Here is a 20,024-nt window from a genome sequence, read left to right as displayed (position 1 = left end):
CGCCGGTGCTCAGGCGGGCACCGCGTCCCGCGGGACGCCCGGTACGGGGCGCCGCACGCCGCGCAGGTGCCGCACCGTCCCCGTCGCCGCGACGGTCCACCCCGCGAGCAGCAGCGCGAACAGCCCGACGGCGAGCGCGTCGAGCGCGGCCGCGCCGGTGTGCGAGGCGAGGGACGATGCCCCGGTCACCAGGGTCCCCACGGGGAACGTGAACGCCCAGAAGGCGAGCGAGAAGGGCAGGCCCTCGCGCACGGTGACCGCGGTCACGCCGCCGGCGATCGCGAGCCACATCAGCGCGAAGCCCATCACCGGGATCCCGTAGAGGAGCGCGAACAGCGTGAGAGCACGCTCGCTCACGCCCAACGCGGGGCCCGCGTGGTCCGCGAGCAGCCCCGCCGCGGTCACCGACTGCCCCAGGGGCCCGAGCACGATCCACATGGTCGGCACCGTCCGGAGCTCTCCGCGTCCGTGGTGGGCGAGGCGCGACCAGACCTGGGGGAGGAGGGCGAGCGTGGCGAGCGTCGAGGCGCCGAACATCGCGTAGCAGGCGAGCGCCATGCTCTGGGCCGCCGAGCCCTCGAGGTGCGGCAGCAGCAGAGCGCCGGCCGCGGCCGACACCATGGGCGGCACCACGGGCATGAGCCACGCGCCGGTGGCGGCGTCGGCGGGGACGCGGTGGCGCGTGAACGCGAGGACCGGGACCCCGATCGCCGTCGCGAGGCCGAGCAACGTGCCCGCGGTCCACAGCGCCACGTCGATCGCGAGCGCCGCGTCGCCGAGCCGGGGCGGTGCCACCAGCAGCGTCGCGGTCCCGAAGGCGAGCAGGCCCATGGCGGGCGCACCGTAGAAAGGTGCGACCGCGGGGTCGAGGAGGTATCCGCGCAGCGCCGCCCGATCGGCCCGCAGGTGTGCCGCCGTGCCCGCGAGCGCCGCCACCAGCAGGGCACCGGCGAGCGCCCACGCGGCCCACGCGAGCGCGTCGAGGCCCGGGGGCCCGACCGGGAGCGAATGCGCGGCGGTGGCGACGATCGACGTCCCCATCACCGCCGCGAACCAGTTCGGGGGGAGGGGAACGATGCGCGCGAAGGTCATGGAGCCAGGCTCCCAAGCGCAGCATGAGCCCGGTAGTGCAAGAATCGTGGCGAAGCACAAGCACAGGTTGTGACGGAGGGTGCATGGCGGGGACGTCCATCGAGGAGCTGCGGATGCTGGTCGAGGTCGAGCGGCGGGGGAGCCTCACCGGCGCGGCCCAGCAGCTCGGCGTGAGCCAGCAGGCGGTGTCGCAGCGCATGCGTGCGCTCGAGCGTCGCTGGGGCCTCGCGCTGTTCTCGCGGACCGCGCGAGGCACCGCGCTGACCGACCACGGCGTCATGGTCGCGGGCTGGGCGGGCACGGTGCTGCAGCACGTCGACGGCTTCGATTCGGCCGTCGCCGCGCTGAGGTCGGACCGTGCGGCGCATGTGCGCATCGGGGCGAGCCTCACCGTCGCCGAGCATCTGCTCCCGGGGTGGCTTGTCGCATACGCAGGGGAGCCGGACGCGGCGCAGGTGGAGCTCACCGCGGTCAACAGCGCGACGGTCGCCGAGCGCGTCCGTGCCGGCGCCTACGACCTCGGCTTCGTCGAGACCCCGGAGCCGCCCGCGCGGCTCGCGGCGCTCGTCGTCGCGCACGACGAGGTCGCGATCGTGGTCGGCGCGGGACATCCCTGGGCGCGCCGCACCTCGGTCTCGGCCGCGGAGCTCGCGCGCACGCCGCTGCTCAGCCGCGAGCCGGGCTCCGGCACGCGGCTCACGCTCGAGCGTGCGCTCGAGAGCGTGCTCGGGCCCGGCTCCGTGGCCGCGCCCGCCGCGGAGCTGTCGACCACCGCCGCGATCCGGGCGACGGTGCTCGCGGGCGGGGGAGTGGCCGCGCTGAGCGAGCGCGCGGTCCGCGAGGACCTCGAAACCGGTCGCCTGCATCGCGTCCGCGTCGACGGGCCCCTGCTCACCCGGCCCCTCGCGGCGGTGTGGGATCCCCGCAGGCGCCTGTCGCCCGCGGCGTCACGCATCCTCGCCATCGCCGACGGCGGGCGCTGACCCCGCCTCGGCGAGCAGGCGCAGCACCTCGGAGTCGGGGGTCTGGGAGAAGTCGAGGTACCACTGGCCCACGGCCATGAGCCGGTTCGGGATGAGCGCCGCGAGCGCGAGGTCCGCGCTGCCGTCGCGCATGAGCGCGTGGAGGGAGTCGGGCGCCGCGACGCCGGCGGCCACGATGACCCGCGTCGCACCGGCGGCGCGCGCCACGCGTGCCGCGGCCCGCGCCGTGCCTCCCGTCGCGATCCCGTCGTCGACCACGATCGCGGTGCGTCCCGCGAGGGGCACACGGGCGCGGACCGCGCGGTACCTCGCGACCGCATCGTCCAGGCGCGCCCGCTCCCGCTCCTCGACCGCCGCCACGTCGGCCTCGTCGAGCTGGAGCGCTCGCATCGAGTCCTCGTCGACCACGCGCACGCCCCCTTCGCCGATCGCGCCGAAGCCGTACTCGGGGTTGCCCGGCGCGCCCAGCTTGCGCACCACGCAGACGTCGAGCGGGAGGCCCAGGCCACGCGCGATCGCCGCGCCGACGGGCACGCCGCCGCGGGGCAGCGCGAGCACCACGGCCTCGGTGCCGGAGCCCTGCGTCACGAGCGGCGACAGGAGCCACGTGAGCCTCCCGCCCGCATCGTCGCGGTCGCGCAACATGTCCACGTCCCCAGTGTGCGCCTGAGACGGGAACAGACGCGAGGGTCCGTGCGTTCCCCAGATGCACGCACCTGCCAGGCGTGCACGCATTGTTTTCTCCTTTGATGCAGCGAAGGCCCCGGGGTCGCCCCGGGGCCTTCGTCGTGCGTGCGTCTCAGCGGTGCGCCGGGCCCGCCTCCTTGGTGCGGGAAGGATCGCGCTCGACCACGTCGCCCAGGACATCGTCGATGCGCGCCATGAGCGCGGCGGGGATCTCGACGCCCGAGGCCTTCGCGTTGTCGCGGACCTGCTCGGGGCGCGAGGCGCCGATGATCGCCGCGGCCACGTTGCTGTTCTGGAGCACCCATGCGATCGCGAGCTGCGCCATGGTGAGGCCCAGCTCGTCGGCGATGGGCTGCAGGCCCTGGACGCGGGTGAGGATGTCCTCGCCCATCCAGCGCTCGATGAAGCGCGCGCCGGACTTCTCATCGGTCGCGCGCGAGCCCGCGGGCGCCGGCTGACCGGGCTTGTACTTGCCGGTCAGCACGCCCTGCGCGACGGGCGACCACACGATCTGGCTCACGCCCACCTCCTGCGAGGCTGGCACCACCTCGTCCTCGATCACGCGCCACAGCATCGAGTACTGGGGCTGCGAGGACACGAAGGGGATCCTCAGCTCCTTCGCGAGCGCGGCGCCCGCCCGGATCTGGTCCGCGGTCCACTCGCTCACGCCGATGTAGTGCGCCTTGCCCGCGTGGACGATGTCCGCGAACGCGCTCATCGTCTCCTCGAGCGGGGTGTCGTAGTCGTAGCGGTGCGCCTGGTAGAGGTCGACGTAGTCCGTCTGAAGGCGGCGGAGCGAGCCGTTGATCGACTCCATGATGTGCTTGCGCGACAGGCCCATGTCGTTGGCGCCGCCCGGACCTGTGGACCAGAAGACCTTGGTGAAGATCTCGAGGCTCTCGCGGCGCTCGCCCTTGAGCGCCTCGCCCAGGACCACCTCGGCCTGGGTGTTGGCGTACACGTCCGCGGTGTCGAACGAGCTGATGCCCACGCCGAGCGCCGCCTGCACGCAGGCCTTCGCCTGGTCGTTCTCGACCTGCGATGCGTGGGTGATCCAGTTGCCGTAGGTGAGCTCGGTGATCTTGAGCCCGGAGTTGCCGAGGTAGCGATAGTTGACCATCCCTCGACCCTAGGACACATCGCCGACACCGGGCCGCGGCTCCGCCACACACGACTGCGGCTCCGCCACACACGCCCCGGCGTGTCGTCGGCGAGTCGCGCATCAGCGGGCGCGAATCGCCTGGATCCAGCCGGGGTCGTGTGGCGGAGCCGCACGGAGGGGTCGGGTCAGACGGGGTACTCGCCGCGCCGGACCTTCGGCTTGGGCGCGCGGAAGCGCCGCAGGTTGAGGTGGCGCGCGATGACGTAGAAGGTCCACCCGCGCGGCAGCTTGTGCGCGCCGAACTTGTCGCTGAAGCGCCTCTTGAGGCGGCGCGTCATGATGAACGTCTCGATGCCGACCACGAGCACCATGAAGTAGAACAGCGCGATGAGCGCGACCGCCGCGACGCCCTGCACCATCAGCGACAGGATCACGAACACGATCGACAGGGGGAGCAGGAACTCGCCCGGCGCGGTGCGCGCGTCGACATAGTCGCGCAGGAACCGGCGTTCGGGACCGCGGTGCTCGGCGGGCATGTGGCGCTCGTCGCCCTCCCGCATCGCCTGCCACTCCTTGTCGCGGGCCACACGCTGCTGCTCGCGCTGCTGCTTCTTCGCGGCCTTGGTGTCGGCGATGACGGGGCGCTTGCGCAGCGCCTCCTGGTCCTTGCGCTTCGGGGTCGGCTTGCCCTTCTTGCCGGGGACCTCGACGCCGGGGATGTCGGTCTCGGGGGTGTTCTTGTCGCTCATGGTGTTCAGATCAGTCCTTGGCAGGGTTCTTGGCGGGAAGCGCGAGCATGCGGTCGAGCGCGATCTTCGCGAGCCGCTGGGTCTCGTCGTCCACGACGATCACGTTCGGCACGTCGCCCGCGACGAGCGACTCGAGCGCCCACACGAGGTGCGGGAGGTCGATGCGGTTCATCGTCGAGCAGAAGCACACGGTGTCCTCGAGGAAGTGGATCTCCTTGTCCGGGTGCGCGTTCGCGAGGCGGCGCACCAGGTTGAGCTCGGTGCCGATCACCCACGCGGAGCCGGGCTCGGCCGCGTCGAGGGCCTTGATGATGTACTCGGTCGAGCCGACCATGTCGGCCGCCGTGACGACCTCGTGCGTGCACTCGGGGTGCACCAGCACGTTGATGCCGGGCACCTGCTCGCGGAAGCGGTCGACGTGCGCCTTGCGGAAGCGGCCGTGCACCGAGCAGTGGCCCTTCCACAGGATCATGCGGGCCGCCTCGACCGCCTCGGGCGTGTTGCCGCCCAGCGGCTTGCGCGGGTCCCACACGATGCAGTCGTCGAGGGAGAGACCCAGCTGCAGGACTGCGGTGTTGCGTCCCAGGTGCTGGTCGGGCAGGAACAGCACCTTGCCGTCGCCGTCGACGCCGCCCACCTGGTCGAAGGCCCAGTGGAGCGCGACCTCGGCGTTCGAGGACGTGCAGACCACGCCGCCGTGCTCGCCGCAGAACGCCTTGATGGCGGCGGTCGAGTTCATGTACGTCACCGGGACGGTGCGGGAGGCGATGCCGGCCTCCTCGAGCTGGGCCCAGGCATCGTCGACCTGGTTGATGTTGGCCATGTCCGCCATCGAGCAGCCGGCGGCCATGTCCGGCAGGATCACCTGCTGCGCGTCCGAGGTGAGGATGTCCGCGGACTCGGCCATGAAGTGCACGCCGCAGAAGACGATGAACTCCGCCGCGGGGCGCGCCGCCGCGTCCCGCGCGAGCTTGAACGAGTCACCGGTGACGTCCGCGAACTGGATGACCTCGTCGCGCTGGTAGTGGTGACCGAGGATGAACACGCGGTCTCCGAGCGCCTCCTTCGCGGCGCGGGCGCGGTCCACCAGATCGGGGTCCGAGGGCGACGGCAGGGTGCCCGGGCAGTCGACGCCACGCTCCGACAGCGGGTCGCGACGCTCGCCCAGGAGCATCAGCGCAGACGGCGAGGGCTCGTGGAAGGTCTGGGTCATTCGCACATTGTCGCATGCGTGGCAGGGCAGACTTGAGGCCATGCGTGCCGTCATCGCCGCCCAGAGCTGGCCCCGTGAGGGCGCTGGGACCCTCCCTCCGTCCGACACCTCCCGGATCGTCCGAGATGCCTGGTCGGCCACCGCTTCGCACGTCTCGCTCGCGGTGGTGGCGACGCCCTCGGGCGGTCCGCGCAGCGCCGATGCGCTGACCGGTCCGGAGCACCCCGTCGGCGGCGCGCTTGCCCGCCGCGTGGGTCCCGCGCTGGTGCTCGCGCCCGCCGCAGGGTCCCGGTGGGAGCCGTCCGCGCTGCGTGCCGCGCTGCTCGGGCTGGCCGCGGCGGGGGAGAAGGCGACCGTGGTGGTGCCGCTCGGCGACGAGCCGCCCGCGGGCGACGCCGTCGATCTCTGGGGCGGCGGCCTCGAGGCCGCGCGTGGCGCGGTCGCCGGGCTCGACCTGGTCGCGCTCGTGGGCTCCGACCGCCCGCTGCTCGGCTTCACCGGCATGAGCGCCGCGGTACGGGACGGACGGGAGCACGATGCGGCGCTCGCCCTCGCGGCGCAGGAGCAGGAGGAGCGCTGGACGGCGGTGGCGCGGGAGGCCGATGCGGTCGCGTCGCGTCGCGCGCTGCTCGGGCCCTCCCGCCTGTCCGACCAGCCGGGCTCCGGCGCGGCGGGAGGGCTCGCGTATGTGCTCGGTGCGCTGGGCGCGCGGCTGGTGCCCGCGGCGTCGGCGCTTGCCGGGCTGACCGGCCTCGAGGCGGCCGCGGCGGATGCGGACGTGGTGGTCGCCGTCGTCGGACGCCTCCACGCATCGGACCTGGACCATGGCGCGGCCTCGGCCGCTGCGGCGCTGGCCGCGCGCCGCGGCGTCCCGTGCGTGGTGGTCGCCGCGGAGCTCGGCGTCGGCAAGCGGGACCTCATGGCGGCCGGCATCGTCGCGGCGCACGAGGGCGCGGTGGGCGAGCTCGGCCTCGCCGATCAGATCCGACGCGTGGCGCAGACCTGGACCCCGAATCGGTGACATGTCCACCAATTCGCGAGCCGGGGTACGGAATACCTGCGGACCGGCGTACGCTTGACATCACACCGAGAGAGAGGAGGCGTCAATGACTGATCTTGCGACCGAGACCAAGTCCCACGGCGTCGTCATCACCGATGCTGCGGCGGCGAAGGTCAGGAGCCTGCTCGAGCAGGAGGGCCGCGACGACCTTCGACTGCGCCTCGCGGTGCAGCCCGGCGGTTGCTCGGGCCTCATCTACCAGCTCTACTTCGACGAGCGCACGCTGGACGGGGACGCGATCCGCGACTTCGACGGCGTGGAGGTCGTTGTCGACAAGATGTCGGTCCCGTACCTCGACGGTGCGACGATCGACTTCGCGGACACCATCGAGAAGCAGGGTTTCACCATCGACAACCCGAACGCCTCGAGCTCCTGCGCGTGCGGAGACTCCTTCAGCTGATCTGATTCAGCGCAGACGGACGGTGAGGGCTACGCCTTCACCGTCCGTTTCGCTTTCCCCCACGAAGTCGTTCCCGGTCATGCGCGCCCACGCGGGCACGTCGACCCGCGCCGCTAGGTCGGTGCACAGCACCGTGACCTCGGTGCCGGGCCCCAGGCCGCGCGCGGCCTTCGCGAGCTCGATGATCGGCAGGGGGCACAGCAGCCCCGTCGCGTCGACCGTGACGGGGGCGTCGCCCTCGACGGCCGCATCGTCCGCGGTCACGTCACAGCTCCGGCGCGCCGGCCTCGGCGCGGAGGTCCGCGAGCACGCGCGGCATGAGGGCGAGCAGGCGCGAGACGTCCGCGTCGGAGACGCCGGGATGCAGGCCGAGCCGCACGTTGCCGTGGCTGAGCGCGCCCACCGCCGCGAGCACGCGGCTGGGCTCGAGCGTGCTGGTGGTGCAGGCGGAGCCGGACCCGACGGCGATGCCCTCGCGGTCCAGGCGCGACAGCAGCGCCTCGCCGTCGACATAGAGGCACGAGAACGTCACCACATGAGGGAGCCGCTCGTCGGGATCACCGACCACGTCGACGCCGGGCCACGTCGCGGCGGTGGACCGCACCCGGTCGACGAGGCCCCGCAGCCGCCCCTGAGTGGCGTCGCGCTGCTCGAGGCGCTCCTGGAGCGCGACCGCCGCCGCGAGCACCGCGGGCACGAGCAGCCCGCCGGGGGCCCAGTCGTCGCCCTCGGGCCACGCGGGCAGCCAGCGGGTGCGCGGCCGCATCGCGACCACGCCGAGCCCGGCCGGGCCGCCCCAGTCGGCAGGGTTGGCGACCATGGCGTCCCAGTGCTCGGGCGCGGGCCCGTGGCCGATGCTCGCGGTCGCGTCCACCAGGAGCGGCACCTTGGCCGCGGCCGCAGCCTCCGCGACGGCGTCGAGCCGCTGCACGGTGCCGATCTCGTGGTTCGCGTGCTGGACCGCGGCGAGCGCGACGTCGGGCACGGCGAGCTCGCCGGCCAGCACGTCGAGGTCGACGTGGCCGAGCCGATCGACCGGCACGGTGGTGACGTTCCCGCCCGTGAGGTGGTGCGCGGCGTGCAGGGTCGCGTCGCGCTCGACGGCCGAGGCGACGATGCGGTCGCGCCCGCGACGCGCCGTGAAGATGCCCGCCAGGGCCCGCTCGATACCGAGGTGCGGCGACTGCGTCAGGAACGTGTGCTCGGGCCTGGATCCGAGCGCCTCGGCGAGCGCCTCGCGGGACGCGTCGACGAGCTGCCTGGCACGTCGCGACTCCGTGTGGAGCCGGCTCGGATCGGCCCACCCGTCCGCGAGCCCGGAGTGGAACGCCTCGAGCGTCCTGTTCGTCATAGGGGAGGACCCCGAGGCGTCCAGGAACATGCGTGCGGCCTGCATGGCTTCACCGTACAGCGCGCTACACTGCCCGTGTGTCCCTGCTTTCACGTCCCCGCGTGCCCGGAAAAGCCCTGGCAGGCATCGCTGTCCTGGGACTGACGTCCCTCCTGGCAGGATGCGCCAACGGCATCGAGAACGGCGCCCTCCCGAGTTCCCCTGACATCACCAACCACACGGGTCGGATCATCACCCTGTGGAACGGCTCCTGGATCGCCGCGCTCGCCGTCGGCGCCATCACGTGGGGCCTGATCCTGTGGTGCGTCGCGGTCTACCGCAAGCGCAAGGGGGACAACAAGCTCCCCATGCAGACGCGTGCGAACATCCCGCTCGAGCTGATGTACACCATCGTCCCGCTGCTCATGATCGGCGTGCTGTTCAAGTACACCGCCGAGGACATCGCTGCGATCCAGGACACGTCGGCCGAGCCCGACGTCCAGATCAACGTGGTCGGCAAGCAGTGGAGCTGGGACTTCAACTACATCGACGACGATGTCTACGACCCGGGCGTCCAGGCGACCCTTACCGGCGAGGAAGGCGTGGAGGAGACGCTTCCGACGCTCTACCTGCCGGTCGATGAGAACGTCGAGTTCACCATCGAGTCGCGCGACGTCATCCACTCGTTCTGGATCCCGGCCTTCCTCTACAAGGTCGACGCCGTCCCCGGCCGCACCAACACCTTCCAGGTGACCCCCACCGAGGAGGGCACGTATCAGGGCAAGTGCGCCGAGCTCTGCGGCGAGTACCACGCCTCGATGCTGTTCAACGTCAAGGTCGTCTCCCGCGAGGAGTACGACGCGCACATGGATGAGCTCCGCGCCGCCGGCTACGAAGGCCAGATCGGCGTCGACGAGTACAGCCGCGACCAGGTGGTCCAGCTGACCGAGGAGCACGAGGAGGCTCAGTCCTGATGGCCACCGTCCCCTATGAGGCCGCTGACACCCAGCGCACCGTCTCCATCCCCGCGGCCCCGACACGTCGCGGCTCGCTGGTCATCAAGTGGATCACCTCCACCGACCACAAGACGATCGGGTACATGTACCTGATCACGTCGTTCTTCTTCTTCATCGTGGGCGGCCTGCTCGCGCTGCTGATCCGCGCCGAGCTCTTCGAGCCCGGCATGCAGGTGGTGCAGTCGGCGGAGCAGTACAACCAGCTGTTCACGATGCACGGCACGATCATGCTGCTGCTGTTCGCCACCCCGCTGTTCGCGGGCTTCGCGAACTTCATCATGCCGCTGCAGATCGGCGCGCCCGACGTGGCGTTCCCGCGCCTCAACATGCTCGCGTACTGGCTCTACCTCTTCGGCGGCGTCATCGCGATGGCGGGCTTCTTCACCCCGCAGGGCGCGGCATCGTTCGGCTGGTTCGCCTACGCGCCGCTGTCGAACTCGATCTACTCGCCCGGTGTCGGCGGTGACCTCTGGGTCTTCGGCCTCGCGCTCGGCGGCTTCGGCACCATCCTCGGCTCGGTGAACTTCATCACCACCATCGTCACGATGCGCGCGCCGGGCATGACCATGTTCCGCATGCCGATCTTCACCTGGAACATCCTCGTGACGTCGATGCTCGTGCTGCTCGCGTTCCCGCCGCTCGCGTCGGCGCTGTTCGCGCTCGGCTCGGACCGCGTGCTCCACTCGCAGGTCTTCAACCCGGACAACGGCGGCGCCATCCTGTGGCAGCACCTGTTCTGGTTCTTCGGCCATCCCGAGGTGTACATCATCGCGCTGCCGTTCTTCGGCATCGTCTCCGAGATCTTCCCGGTGTTCTCGCGCAAGCCGCTGTTCGGCTATCACGGCCTCGTGTACGCGACCATCGCGATCGCCGCGCTGTCGGTGACGGTGTGGGCGCACCACATGTACGTGACCGGCGCGGTGCTGCTGCCGTACTTCTCGTTCATGACGATGCTCATCGCGGTCCCGACCGGTGTGAAGTTCTTCAACTGGATCGGCACCATGTGGAGAGGCAAGATCACCTTCGAGACGCCGATGCTGTGGTCGATCGGCTTCCTGGTCACCTTCCTCTTCGGCGGCCTCACCGGCATCATCCTGAGCTCGTCGGTGCTCGACTTCCCGCTGTCCGACTCCTACTTCGTGGTCGCGCACTTCCACTACGTCGTGTTCGGCACCGTGGTGTTCGCGATGTTCGCGGGCTTCTACTTCTGGTGGCCCAAGTTCACGGGCCGCATGCTCGACGAGCGCCTGGGCAAGATCCACTTCTGGCTGCTGTTCGTCGGCTTCCACACCACCTTCCTGGTCCAGCACTGGCTGGGTGCGTGGGGCATGGCACGTCGCTACGTCGACTACATGCCCGAGGACGGCTTCACGTGGATGAACCAGCTGTCGACCATCGGCGCGTTCGTGCTCGCCGCCTCGACGCTGCCGTTCTTCTGGAACGTCTACGTCACCTCGCGCAAGGCGCCCAAGGTGGAGGTCGACGACCCGTGGGGCTTCGGCAACTCGCTCGAGTGGGTCACGTCCTGCCCGCCGCCGCGCCACAACTTCACGTCCATCCCGCGCATCCGCTCGGAGCGCCCCGCGTTCGACCTGCACCACCCCGGTGCGGCGGCCCGGGACCACCACCAGGCCGAGCGCGACGCCACCGACCACGCGCCGGTCGCGTAAGGAGGCTGCAGCATGCGTACAGAGGCCAACGTCTTCATCGTCCCCGGCGTCTTCTTCTTCCTCGCCGGCACCGCGTACGGCATCTTCACCCACTGGTCCGAGTGGGTCGGGTTCCTCGCGATCTACCTGACCGGCGGCATGTTCGCGATGGTCGCGGTGTACTTCAAGATGCTCGAGAAGCGTCATGGGCAGCGCGCCGAGGACCGCGAGGACGCCGAGATCTCCGAGGACGCCGGCGTGCAGGGCACGTTCGCTCCGTGGAGCTGGTGGCCGCTGCTGTGCGGCGCCGGAGCGGCGCTCGCCTTCGTCGCCATGGCGGTGGGCTGGTGGATCATGGCCCCCGCGGCGGTGGTCGGAGTCTTCGGCCTGGTCGGCTGGGTCATGGAGTTCTCGCGCGGCCAGCACGCGCACTGATCCCCGGATCTCACGGAGCGGCCCGTCCCCGATGGGGGCGGGCCGCTTCTGCGCGTGAGCCCGGTCTCTGTTGATCATCGTCGGCGGCCGACCTAAGGTGCACCAAGGGCGTCGGGGGAGGCGCCCGGACGGGAGCCGCTCGTGTCGTTCCAGGCGTACCTCGACGCGGTCGAGACCAAGACGGGCCTGACCCCGCGTCAGCTGGTCGAGCTGGCGCATGCCAAGGGGTGGGGTCCTGGCACCAAGGCCACGCCGATCGTGGAGTGGCTGCGCGACGACTACGGTCTCGGGCGGGGCCATGCGATGGCGATGGTGCACGTCATCACCAAGGGCGACACGGTCGACCCCAAGCACGTCGGCTCGGGAGGCGCCCACGCCGACCCGTCCGCCCGCCTGTGGCTCGACGGCAAGGACTCGAAGCCCGCGGGGTACTGACGCGCGCCGGGGCGCGCTCGCGCCGCGCGGAGCGCCCGCTGCGGCCCTGATCCCGCCGATGTCGGTGCCCCGCGCCACAATGGTGACCGTCGCATCGTCCCCACCGACGGGAGCCCCCATGCCTGAGCCCGTGCACGCCGCCGACGCCCACGACCTCATCCGGGTCGAGGGAGCGCGCGAGAACAACCTCAAGGACGTCACGGTCGCAATCCCGAAGCGGCGCATCACGGCCTTCACCGGGGTCTCGGGGTCCGGCAAGAGCTCGCTGGTCTTCGACACCATCGCGGCGGAGTCGCAGCGCATGATCAACGAGACCTACTCGGCGTTCGTGCAGGGGTTCATGGACACGCTCGCACGGCCCGATGTGGACCGGCTCGAGGGGCTGACCACCGCGATCATCGTGGACCAGGAGCGGCTCGGCGCCAACGCGCGCTCGACCGTGGGCACGGTGACCGACGCGAACGCGCTGCTGCGCATCCTCTTCAGCCGGCTGGGCGATCCGCACATCGGCTCGCCGCAGGCGTACTCGTTCAACGTGCCGTCGGTCTCGGGCCAGGGCGCCATCTCCGTCGGCGGGGGCAAGAAGGAGGTGCGCACCTTCTCGCAGCTGGGCGGCATGTGCCCCCGATGCGAGGGGATGGGAAGCGTCTCCGACATCGACCTCGCGCAGCTGGTGGACGAGTCGCTCTCGCTCAAGCAGGGCGCGATCACCGTGCCGGGGTACACGGCGGACGGCTGGGCCGTGCGGCTCATCGCGAACGTGGTGCCCGGGGACGTGCCGGTCAAGGAGTTCACGGCGAAGCAGCGCGAGGACTTCCTCTACGCGAAGCCGCGCAAGGTCAAGGCCGAGGGGATCAACCTCACCTACGAGGGTCTGGTGCCCAAGATCCAGAAGTCGATGCTGTCCAAGGACGTCGACTCGATGCAGCCGCACATCCGCGCGTTCGTGGAGCGCGCCGTCACCTTCCAGACATGCCCGGAGTGCGAGGGTACGCGGCTCGCGGAGGGCGCCCGGGCCTCCCGCATCGGAGGCGTGAGCATCGCCGACGCGTGCTCCATGCAGATCACCGACCTCGCCGCGTGGGTGCGGGCGCTGGACGAGCCGACGGTGGCGCCGTTGCTGCGTTCGCTCACGGACCTGTGCGAGGGTTTCGTCGAGATCGGGCTGGGCTACCTCTCGCTCGACCGGCCGTCGGGAACCCTGAGCGGCGGCGAGGCGCAGCGGGTCAAGATGATCCGGCACCTGGGATCCTCGCTGACCGACGTGACGTACGTGTTCGACGAGCCCACCGTGGGGCTGCACCCGCACGACATCCGGCGGATGAACGACCTGCTGGTCCGCCTGAGGGACAAGGGCAACACGGTGCTCGTGGTCGAGCACAAGCCCGAGGCGATCGCGATCGCGGACCACGTCGTGGACCTCGGCCCGGGCGCCGGTGCCGGGGGAGGGACCGTGTGCTTCGAGGGCACCGTCGCGGCGCTGCGCGCGAGCGACACGCTCACGGGGCGCCACCTGGACGACCGCGCACGGCTCAAGGACGGCGTGCGCGCAGCGACGGGGGCGATCGAGGTGCGTGGAGCCTCGTCCCACAACCTGCAGGGCGTCGACGTCGACATCCCTCTCGGCGTGCTGTGCGTGGTGACCGGGGTCGCGGGCTCGGGCAAGAGCTCGCTCATCCGCGACTCGATCCCGGCGGGGGAGGACGTGGTCTACGTCGACCAGACGGCCATCAAGGGCTCGCGCCGGTCCAACCCGGCCACCTACACGGGCCTGCTGGAGCCGGTCCGCAAGGCCTTCGCGAAGGCCAACGGCGTGAAGCCGGCGCTGTTCAGCGCGAACTCGGAGGGCGCGTGCCCGGTGTGCAACGGCGCGGGCGTGGTCTTCACCGACCTGGGCCCGATGGCGACCGTGTCGTCGACGTGCGAGGAGTGCGAGGGACGCCGCTTCCAGGCGTCGGTGCTCGAGTACACCCTGGGCGGGCGATCCATCGCCGATGTGCTGGAGATGCCCGTCACCGAGGCGCTGGGGTACTTCGCCGAGGGTGAGGCGCGCACGCCGGCGGCGCTGGCGATCGTCGAGAGGCTCGCGGCGGTGGGGCTCGGGTACCTCAGCCTGGGACAGCCGCTGTCGACGCTCTCCGGCGGGGAGAGGCAGCGGCTCAAGCTCGCGGTCCACATGGGAGACAAGGGCGGCGTGTACGTGCTCGACGAGCCCACCACGGGTCTGCACCTCGCGGACGTCCAGCACCTGCTCGGGCTGCTGGACCGGCTGGTGGACGGCGGCCGGTCGGTCGTGGTGATCGAGCACCACCAGGCCGTGATGGCGCACGCCGACTGGATCATCGACCTGGGGCCGGGCGCGGGCCACGACGGCGGACGCATCGTCTACGAGGGCACTCCTGCGGATCTGGTCGCGGCGCGGTCGACCCTCACCGGCGAGCACCTTGCCGAGTACGTGGGGGCCGAGTACGTGGGGGCCGAGTACGTGGGGGCGTAGGGCCTCAGGCCTCGCGCGTGTCTCGGGGGGCGAAGCCAGCCACGCCCACCAGGCGCGCGATGACGACCGCCACGAACAGCGTGCCGAGCACCGCCTCGAACGACCAGAGCGAGCGCGCCCACGGCGTCACCGGGACGATGTCGCCGAAGCCGAGCGTCGCGAGCGTCACGTAGCTGCCGTAGGTGAGGCCCTGCCAGGTGAGGGCGCCCCCCGCCGCGTTGGGGTCGGCGAAGCTGCCCGGGTGCCCGATCTCCATGAGGCTGGAGACCACGCCGAAGACTCCGCCGAGCAGAAGGTACGTGCACACCGCCACGAGCAGCAGGTCGATGGTGCGGGCACCCGGAGGCGGGCTCGCGAGCGACCGGGCGAGGGTCACGACGAGCGCGAGCTGGAGCACGCCCATGCTGGCGAGCATCGCGGCGACGGCGGTCGCGTCCTGCTGCTCGAACGCGTACCAGGTGGTGCCCACGATCAGTCCCAGCGAGGCGAGGAGGAGCGGCCAGTACCGGCGGCGGTCGGCATTCGCCCTGCGGATACTGAACACGACGATGCCGATGTAGGTCAGCAGATAGGCGACCGTCCACCCGGTGCCCTCGTACGTGACCGGGTAGCCGAACTGCAGCACCACGAGCGTGACGAGCAGCAGCCACATCATGGGGCGGTGCTCGACCTCGTCCTCGGCGGTCTCCTCGAGGTGCGAGCCGGTGGTAGCCATGCACCCACCGTAGCGTCCGGCCTGGTGCCGGGGCCGGAACAGGGCTCCAACGCACAGGGGGCGGCCTCCCATGCGGGAGACCGCCCTCCGGACGATGCGTGCGAGCGCTATGCGACGATGAGGCCCTGCGTCGCCGTCGCCGTGATGAAGCGCTGCTGGACGTTGGCCCAGTCCACGACGTTCCACCACGCGTTGACGTAGTCGGCCTTGACGTTCTTGTACTGCAGGTAGAACGCGTGCTCCCACATGTCGAGCATGAGCAGCGGGATCAGGCCCACGGGGACGTTGCCCTGCTGGTCGTAGAGCTGGACGATGATGAGCTTCTTGCCGATCGTGTCCCACGCGAGGATCGACCAGCCGGACCCCATGATCGTCATGGCGTTGTGGGTGAAGTGGGCGCGGAAGCCGTCGAACGATCCGAAGTGCTCGTCGATCGCGGCCGCGAGCTCGCCCTCGGGCTTGTCGCCGCCGTCGGGGGACATGTTGGTCCAGAACACCGAGTGGTTGGTGTGGCCGCCCAGGTTGAAGGCGAGCGCCTTCTCGAGGCCCGCGATGGCGCCGAAGTCGCCGGACTCGCGCGCGCCCGCCATCTTCTCGAGCGCCGTGTTCGCGCCGGCGACGTACGCCGCGTGGTGCTTGCTGTGGTGGAGCTCCATGATCTCGCCCGCGATGTACGGGTCGAGGGCGCCGTAGTCGTAGCTGAGGTCCGGCAGCGTGTAGTCGGCCATTCTTCCTCCATGGTCGGGCCGCGCTGCCAGGTGGGCGACGCGGCCGGGTTTCCGGGAACGTTCCGAGCCTAGCGGTGACCGGGGCCGGAGCGTGATGGGACATCCACTCCAACCGGAGCGGGTGCCAGGGCATTCCAGGTGCAGCCCGCGTCCGCACCTGCCGCCCGCGCGCCCACCCCGCGCCCTCGGGGAGATGGGGCGTCCACCGTCGCTTCCTGACGTGCGCGGTCCGCCATGGGGCATCGGTGGTCGCTCGCCCGACGGCGACGAACGTGGATGCCCCAAGGCGCGCAGCGATCACTCCAGAGCGACGCTGAGCGCCCCATTCCAGGAGCCCGGCGTGCGACGGTGGGGTGGACTGCGAGCCGCGCATCGTCCCCGGAGAACGCCGAAGGGGCGCCCGGCAGATGCCGGACGCCCCTTCGATCGGATGCCTCAGTGGTGCGCGTGCTGCGCCTCCGCGAGCTCCTCCGGGGTGACGGGGGAGATGCGCTTCTCGAAGTAGATCCGCGAGAGCCGCTGCTTGAAGTGGTCCCAGCGGTACCCCTTGCGGCGCACGCCGCGGTCGTTGTACTCGGGCTCGATCTCGAGCGGTGCGATGTCGTCGTAGGAGACGAGGATCCAGCGCTCCTGATCGGTGAGCGGCTCGTGGACCTCCTGGTACTCGCCGTGCTCGTGACGGACGATGCGGCCCGTCTCCTTGCCGTGCAGCACCAGCTCGCGGTCCTTGCGCTGGAGGCCGATCGCGAGGCGACGGGTGATCCAGAATGCGAGGGCCGGGATCACGAAGATGCCGATCCGGAAGAAGTACGTGAGGTCGTTGAGCGACAGGTGGAACAGGTTCGCGATGATGTCGTTCGAGCCCTCCATCACCAGGATCACGTAGAACGAGATCAGGGCGACGCCGATGCCGGTGCGGACCGGGGCGTTGCGCGGACGGTCGAGCACGTGCTTCTCGCCGCGGTCGCCGGTGGCCCACGCCTCGATCCAGGGGTACAGCGCCAGGAAGCCGAAGAACAGGCCGGGCAGGATCAGCGCCGGGATGAGGATGTTCAGCGAGAGCGTGTAGCCCCAGAACTCCCACTCCATCGGGATGATGTCGAACAGCCAGCCCGGCATGAGGCGCAGGGCGCCGTCGACGAACAGGATGTACCAGTCGGGCTGGGTGCCCGCGGAGACCGGCGACGGGTCGTAGGGGCCGTAGTTCCACACCGGGTTGATGGTGAAGATGGCCGCGACGAGCGCGATGATGCCGAACACCACGAAGAAGAAGCCGCCGGCCTTCGCGGTGTACACCGGGAAGAGGGGGAGGCCCACGACGTTGGTGTCCTTGCGGCCGCCGCCAGGGTACTGCGTGTGCTTGTGCAGGAACACCAGGAACAGGTGCAGCGCGACGAGCACGAGGATGAGGCCCGGCACCAGCAGGACGTGCATGGTGAAGAGGCGGGGGATGAGGATCTCACCCGGGAACTCGCCGCCGAAGATCCAGTACGAGATGTACTCGCCGACGATCGGGATCGACCGGGTGACGCCCTCGATGATGCGCAGGCCGTTGCCGGAGAGGACGTCGTCCGGGAGCGAGTAGCCCGAGAAGCCCGCCGCGAGCGACAGGATCATCAGCGTGAAGCCGACGAGCCAGTTGAGCTCGCGCGGCTTGCGGAACGCGCCGGTGAAGAACACGCGCGCCATGTGCGTGACGATCGCCGCGGTGAACAGCAGCGCCGACCAGTGGTGGATCTGGCGCATGAGGAGGCCGCCGGGGACCTCGAAGGACATGTGCAGCGTCGAGGCGAAGGCCTCGGACATCTCCACGCCCTGCATGGTCGCGAGCGGGCCGTCGTACTCGACGATGGTCATCGACGGCACGAAGAACGCCGTGAGGAACACGCCCGAGAGCAGCAGGACCACGAACGAGTACAGGGCGATCTCGCCCAGCATGAACGACCAGTGGTCCGGGAAGAGCTTGCGGGCGAAGAACTTGACGAAGCCACCGATGGAGGTGCGCTCGTCGACCCAGTTCGCGGTGCCGGCGGCGGCGGTGTTGACGCGAGCGCCCATCAGTGGCTGCTCCCCTCGGAGTCGTCGGCGTGCATGCCGTCTGACGTGTCCTTGAGGCGCGTCCAGTAGGACGGGCCGATCGGCTCGTGGAAGTCGCTCTGCGCGATGATGTAGCCCTCGTCGTCGACCGCGATCGGCAGCTGCGGGAGCGGACGCTTCGCGGGGCCGAAGACCACCTTGGCGCCGTCGGAGACGTCGAAGGTCGACTGGTGGCAGGGGCAGAGCAGGTGGTGGGTCTGCTGCTCGTACAGCGCCACGGGGCAGCCGACGTGGGTGCAGATCTTGGAGTACGCGACGATGCCGTCGAACGACCAGTCCTTGCGGTCGTCCGGGATCTTGAGGTCACGCGGGTCGAGGCGCAGCAGGAGGACGACGGCCTTGGCCTTCTCCTCGATCTTGTGGTGCTCGAGCTCGTTGAGCCCCTCGGGGATCACGTGGAACGCCGAGCCGATGGTGACGTCGGACGCCTTGATGGGCGTGCCGTCGGGGTCGCGCGTCAGACGCATGCCCTTGCGCCACATCGTGTGGCCGAAGTTCGACGTGTTCCAGTCGGCGCCCATGTTGCCGATCTGCGGCCACAGGACCGCGAGCGGCGCGAGCAGGAGGGCGGACAGGCCCGTGCCCACGAGGACGGGGCGACGCTTGACACCGGAGATGCCGGAGTCCTCGACGCCGTCCTTGAGATTCTGGATCGCGCCGGCGCGGGACTCCTCGGAGGAGCGGAGCGCGTGGCGCTCCTCGACCATCTCGTGGTCGCGCATCAGCGTCTTCGCCCAGTGGATCGCGCCGAAGCCGATGCCGATCATGGCGAGGAAGATGCCGAGGCCGATCATCATGTTGACGAACCGGATCGAGTCGATCTCGTCCGTCATGTCGAGGGCCATGTAGGAGCCGATCGCGACGATCGTGCCCACGATGGAGACCGCGAACAGCGCGGCGACCTGACGCTCGGCCTTCTTCTCGGCCTTCGGGTCGACGTCCGCGCGGCGGGGACGGTGATAGGGGAGGCCCGGGTCCTCGAAGGACTCGGGGGTGGTGTGCTCCGACTCGTGCGAGGTCGGGTTCTCAGTGGTGCTCATGAAGAACGGGCTCCGATCCACACGGTGCTGGCGATGATGAGTCCGAGGGCGACGAGCCACCCCCACATGCCCTCGGCGACGGGGCCGATGGTGCCGAGGCGGAGACCGCCCGGCGAGCCCTCGTCCTGAGCCTTGAGGTAGGCGATGATGTCGCGCTTGCCCTCGGGCGTGATGTTGGCGTCGTTGAACACCGGCATGGACTGCGGGCCGGTGAGCATCGCCTCGTAGATGTGCGTGGGAGTGGTCTCCCAGAGGTTCGGCGCGTACTTGCCCTGCGTGAGGGCGCCGCCGCCGCCGACCGAGCCGTGGCACATGGCGCAGTTGGTGCGGAAGAGCTCCATGCCGTTGGCCGCGTCGCCCAGCTCGGGGTCGACCTGCTCGGCGGTGGGGATGGCGGGGCCGGCGCCCAGCGAGGCGACGTACGCGGCGAGCTGCGAGATCTCCTCCTCGGAGAACTGCGCGCGCTTGGCGATGGCCTGCGGGCCCGAGGACTGCATGGGCATGCGGCCGGTGCCGACCTGGAAGTCGACGGCCGCGGCGCCCACGCCGACGAGCGACGGCGCGACGCCGTCGGTGCCCGTGGCGTCGAGGCCGTGGCACGAGGCGCAGTTGGCGGCGAAGAGCTTCTGGCCCTCGGCCGCGTCCTCAGCGGTGGTCGCGGTCGCGGCATCGGCGGACGATGCGGTGGAGACGGCGGCGGCGATGCCCGTGATGAGGGCGAGCAGCAGCAGGACGAGGACGACCGGGGCCGCGCGGTGGTAGCGGTGACGTGCGAGTGCGTTCACGGTGAGGTCCC

Annotated in this window: 20 protein-coding genes; 8 read left to right on the top strand and 12 right to left on the bottom strand. The window is 70.7% G+C overall.

Annotation, left to right across the window (positions count from 1 at the left end):
* Positions 1-9: 9 nt before the first annotated feature.
* On the bottom strand, positions 10-1,092 hold the full coding sequence (locus AOM06_RS05180; RefSeq protein ID WP_062303680.1) for a TDT family transporter: 1,083 nt from the start codon (positions 1,090-1,092) through the stop codon (positions 10-12).
* Between the two features lie 83 nt (positions 1,093-1,175).
* Between AOM06_RS05180 and AOM06_RS05175 the strand changes: the two genes are divergently transcribed.
* Positions 1,176-2,075 carry a LysR family transcriptional regulator gene (locus tag AOM06_RS05175; protein WP_062303677.1) on the top strand — a complete coding sequence of 300 codons (900 nt, stop codon included), beginning with the start codon at positions 1,176-1,178 and terminating at the stop codon, positions 2,073-2,075.
* On the opposite strand, the gene AOM06_RS05170 is transcribed toward AOM06_RS05175, so the two are convergent.
* The 4 genes from AOM06_RS05170 to nadA all read right to left on the bottom strand — a co-directional run bounded on the left by AOM06_RS05170 (position 2,040) and on the right by nadA (position 5,826).
* The gene (locus AOM06_RS05170; protein ID WP_062303674.1) at positions 2,040-2,720 is read right to left on the bottom strand and encodes a phosphoribosyltransferase; all 681 of its coding nucleotides are present in this window, start codon (positions 2,718-2,720) and stop codon (positions 2,040-2,042) included. The two genes, AOM06_RS05175 and AOM06_RS05170, sit on opposite strands and share 36 nt — an antisense overlap.
* Before the next feature lie 154 nt (positions 2,721-2,874).
* Positions 2,875-3,882 carry an aldo/keto reductase family protein gene (locus AOM06_RS05165; protein ID WP_062303671.1) on the bottom strand — a complete coding sequence of 336 codons (1,008 nt, stop codon included), beginning with the start codon at positions 3,880-3,882 and terminating at the stop codon, positions 2,875-2,877.
* 167 nt (positions 3,883-4,049) lie between these two features.
* A complete protein-coding gene (locus tag AOM06_RS05160) occupies positions 4,050-4,613 on the bottom strand; it encodes a DUF3043 domain-containing protein (protein WP_062303668.1) in 564 nt (187 codons plus the stop codon).
* Between the two features lie 10 nt (positions 4,614-4,623).
* Positions 4,624-5,826 (bottom strand): quinolinate synthase NadA, encoded by a 1,203-nt coding sequence (gene nadA / locus AOM06_RS05155; RefSeq protein ID WP_062303666.1) that lies wholly within the window; start codon positions 5,824-5,826, stop codon positions 4,624-4,626.
* A gap of 40 nt (positions 5,827-5,866) precedes the next feature.
* Here nadA and AOM06_RS05150 point away from each other — a divergent pair, with 40 nt between their 5' ends.
* Both AOM06_RS05150 and erpA read left to right on the top strand, forming a co-directional pair.
* Positions 5,867-6,847, top strand: a complete 981-nt coding sequence (locus AOM06_RS05150) for a glycerate kinase (protein ID WP_062303662.1) — start codon at positions 5,867-5,869, stop codon at positions 6,845-6,847.
* An 85-nt stretch (positions 6,848-6,932) separates the two neighbouring features.
* A complete protein-coding gene (erpA, locus tag AOM06_RS05145; RefSeq protein WP_062303659.1) occupies positions 6,933-7,286 on the top strand; it encodes an iron-sulfur cluster insertion protein ErpA in 354 nt (117 codons plus the stop codon).
* A 6-nt stretch (positions 7,287-7,292) separates the two neighbouring features.
* On the opposite strand, the gene AOM06_RS05140 is transcribed toward erpA, so the two are convergent.
* Positions 7,293-7,550, bottom strand: a complete 258-nt coding sequence (locus tag AOM06_RS05140) for a sulfurtransferase TusA family protein (protein WP_062303656.1) — start codon at positions 7,548-7,550, stop codon at positions 7,293-7,295.
* A 1-nt stretch (position 7,551) separates the two neighbouring features.
* Positions 7,552-8,682, bottom strand: coding sequence for a cysteine desulfurase family protein (locus AOM06_RS05135; protein WP_062303653.1), 1,131 nt, complete (start codon positions 8,680-8,682; stop codon positions 7,552-7,554).
* 32 nt (positions 8,683-8,714) lie between these two features.
* Between AOM06_RS05135 and ctaC the strand changes: the two genes are divergently transcribed.
* The 5 genes from ctaC to AOM06_RS05110 all read left to right on the top strand — a co-directional run bounded on the left by ctaC (position 8,715) and on the right by AOM06_RS05110 (position 14,648).
* Positions 8,715-9,590: an aa3-type cytochrome oxidase subunit II gene (ctaC, locus tag AOM06_RS05130; RefSeq protein WP_169747720.1), complete on the top strand. Its 876-nt coding sequence runs from the start codon at positions 8,715-8,717 to the stop codon at positions 9,588-9,590.
* Positions 9,590-11,302 (top strand): aa3-type cytochrome oxidase subunit I, encoded by a 1,713-nt coding sequence (gene ctaD / locus AOM06_RS05125; RefSeq protein ID WP_082105329.1) that lies wholly within the window; start codon positions 9,590-9,592, stop codon positions 11,300-11,302. Before ctaC ends, ctaD begins: the two co-directional genes overlap by 1 nt.
* A gap of 12 nt (positions 11,303-11,314) precedes the next feature.
* Positions 11,315-11,716 carry a cytochrome c oxidase subunit 4 gene (locus AOM06_RS05120; RefSeq protein WP_062303650.1) on the top strand — a complete coding sequence of 134 codons (402 nt, stop codon included), beginning with the start codon at positions 11,315-11,317 and terminating at the stop codon, positions 11,714-11,716.
* Between the two features lie 141 nt (positions 11,717-11,857).
* Positions 11,858-12,151, top strand: a complete 294-nt coding sequence (locus AOM06_RS05115; protein ID WP_062303647.1) for a DUF4287 domain-containing protein — start codon at positions 11,858-11,860, stop codon at positions 12,149-12,151.
* A gap of 79 nt (positions 12,152-12,230) precedes the next feature.
* Entirely contained in the window at positions 12,231-14,648 is a 2,418-nt protein-coding gene (locus AOM06_RS05110; RefSeq protein WP_228372869.1) for an ATP-binding cassette domain-containing protein, read from the top strand.
* A gap of 4 nt (positions 14,649-14,652) precedes the next feature.
* Here AOM06_RS05110 and AOM06_RS05105 read toward each other — a convergent pair whose 3' ends face one another.
* The 5 genes from AOM06_RS05105 to qcrC all read right to left on the bottom strand — a co-directional run bounded on the left by AOM06_RS05105 (position 14,653) and on the right by qcrC (position 20,013).
* Positions 14,653-15,363, bottom strand: coding sequence for a potassium channel family protein (locus AOM06_RS05105; protein WP_228372860.1), 711 nt, complete (start codon positions 15,361-15,363; stop codon positions 14,653-14,655).
* A gap of 107 nt (positions 15,364-15,470) precedes the next feature.
* A complete protein-coding gene (locus AOM06_RS05100) occupies positions 15,471-16,091 on the bottom strand; it encodes a superoxide dismutase (RefSeq protein ID WP_062303641.1) in 621 nt (206 codons plus the stop codon).
* 435 nt (positions 16,092-16,526) lie between these two features.
* Positions 16,527-18,149: a cytochrome bc1 complex cytochrome b subunit gene (gene qcrB, locus AOM06_RS05095; protein WP_082105327.1), complete on the bottom strand. Its 1,623-nt coding sequence runs from the start codon at positions 18,147-18,149 to the stop codon at positions 16,527-16,529.
* On the bottom strand, positions 18,149-19,228 hold the full coding sequence (qcrA, locus tag AOM06_RS05090; protein WP_062303638.1) for a cytochrome bc1 complex Rieske iron-sulfur subunit: 1,080 nt from the start codon (positions 19,226-19,228) through the stop codon (positions 18,149-18,151). Before qcrA ends, qcrB begins: the two co-directional genes overlap by 1 nt.
* Positions 19,225-20,013 carry a cytochrome bc1 complex diheme cytochrome c subunit gene (gene qcrC, locus AOM06_RS05085; protein ID WP_062303635.1) on the bottom strand — a complete coding sequence of 263 codons (789 nt, stop codon included), beginning with the start codon at positions 20,011-20,013 and terminating at the stop codon, positions 19,225-19,227. The genes qcrA and qcrC overlap by 4 nt, the downstream gene beginning before the upstream one ends.
* Positions 20,014-20,024 lie beyond the last annotated feature (11 nt).

This window comes from Demequina subtropica, assembly GCF_000971235.1.
Taxonomy (GTDB): Bacteria; Actinomycetota; Actinomycetes; order Actinomycetales; family Demequinaceae; genus Demequina; species Demequina subtropica.
Note: the sequence above shows the minus strand (reverse complement) of the source record. Positions and strands in the feature narration are given on the sequence as shown.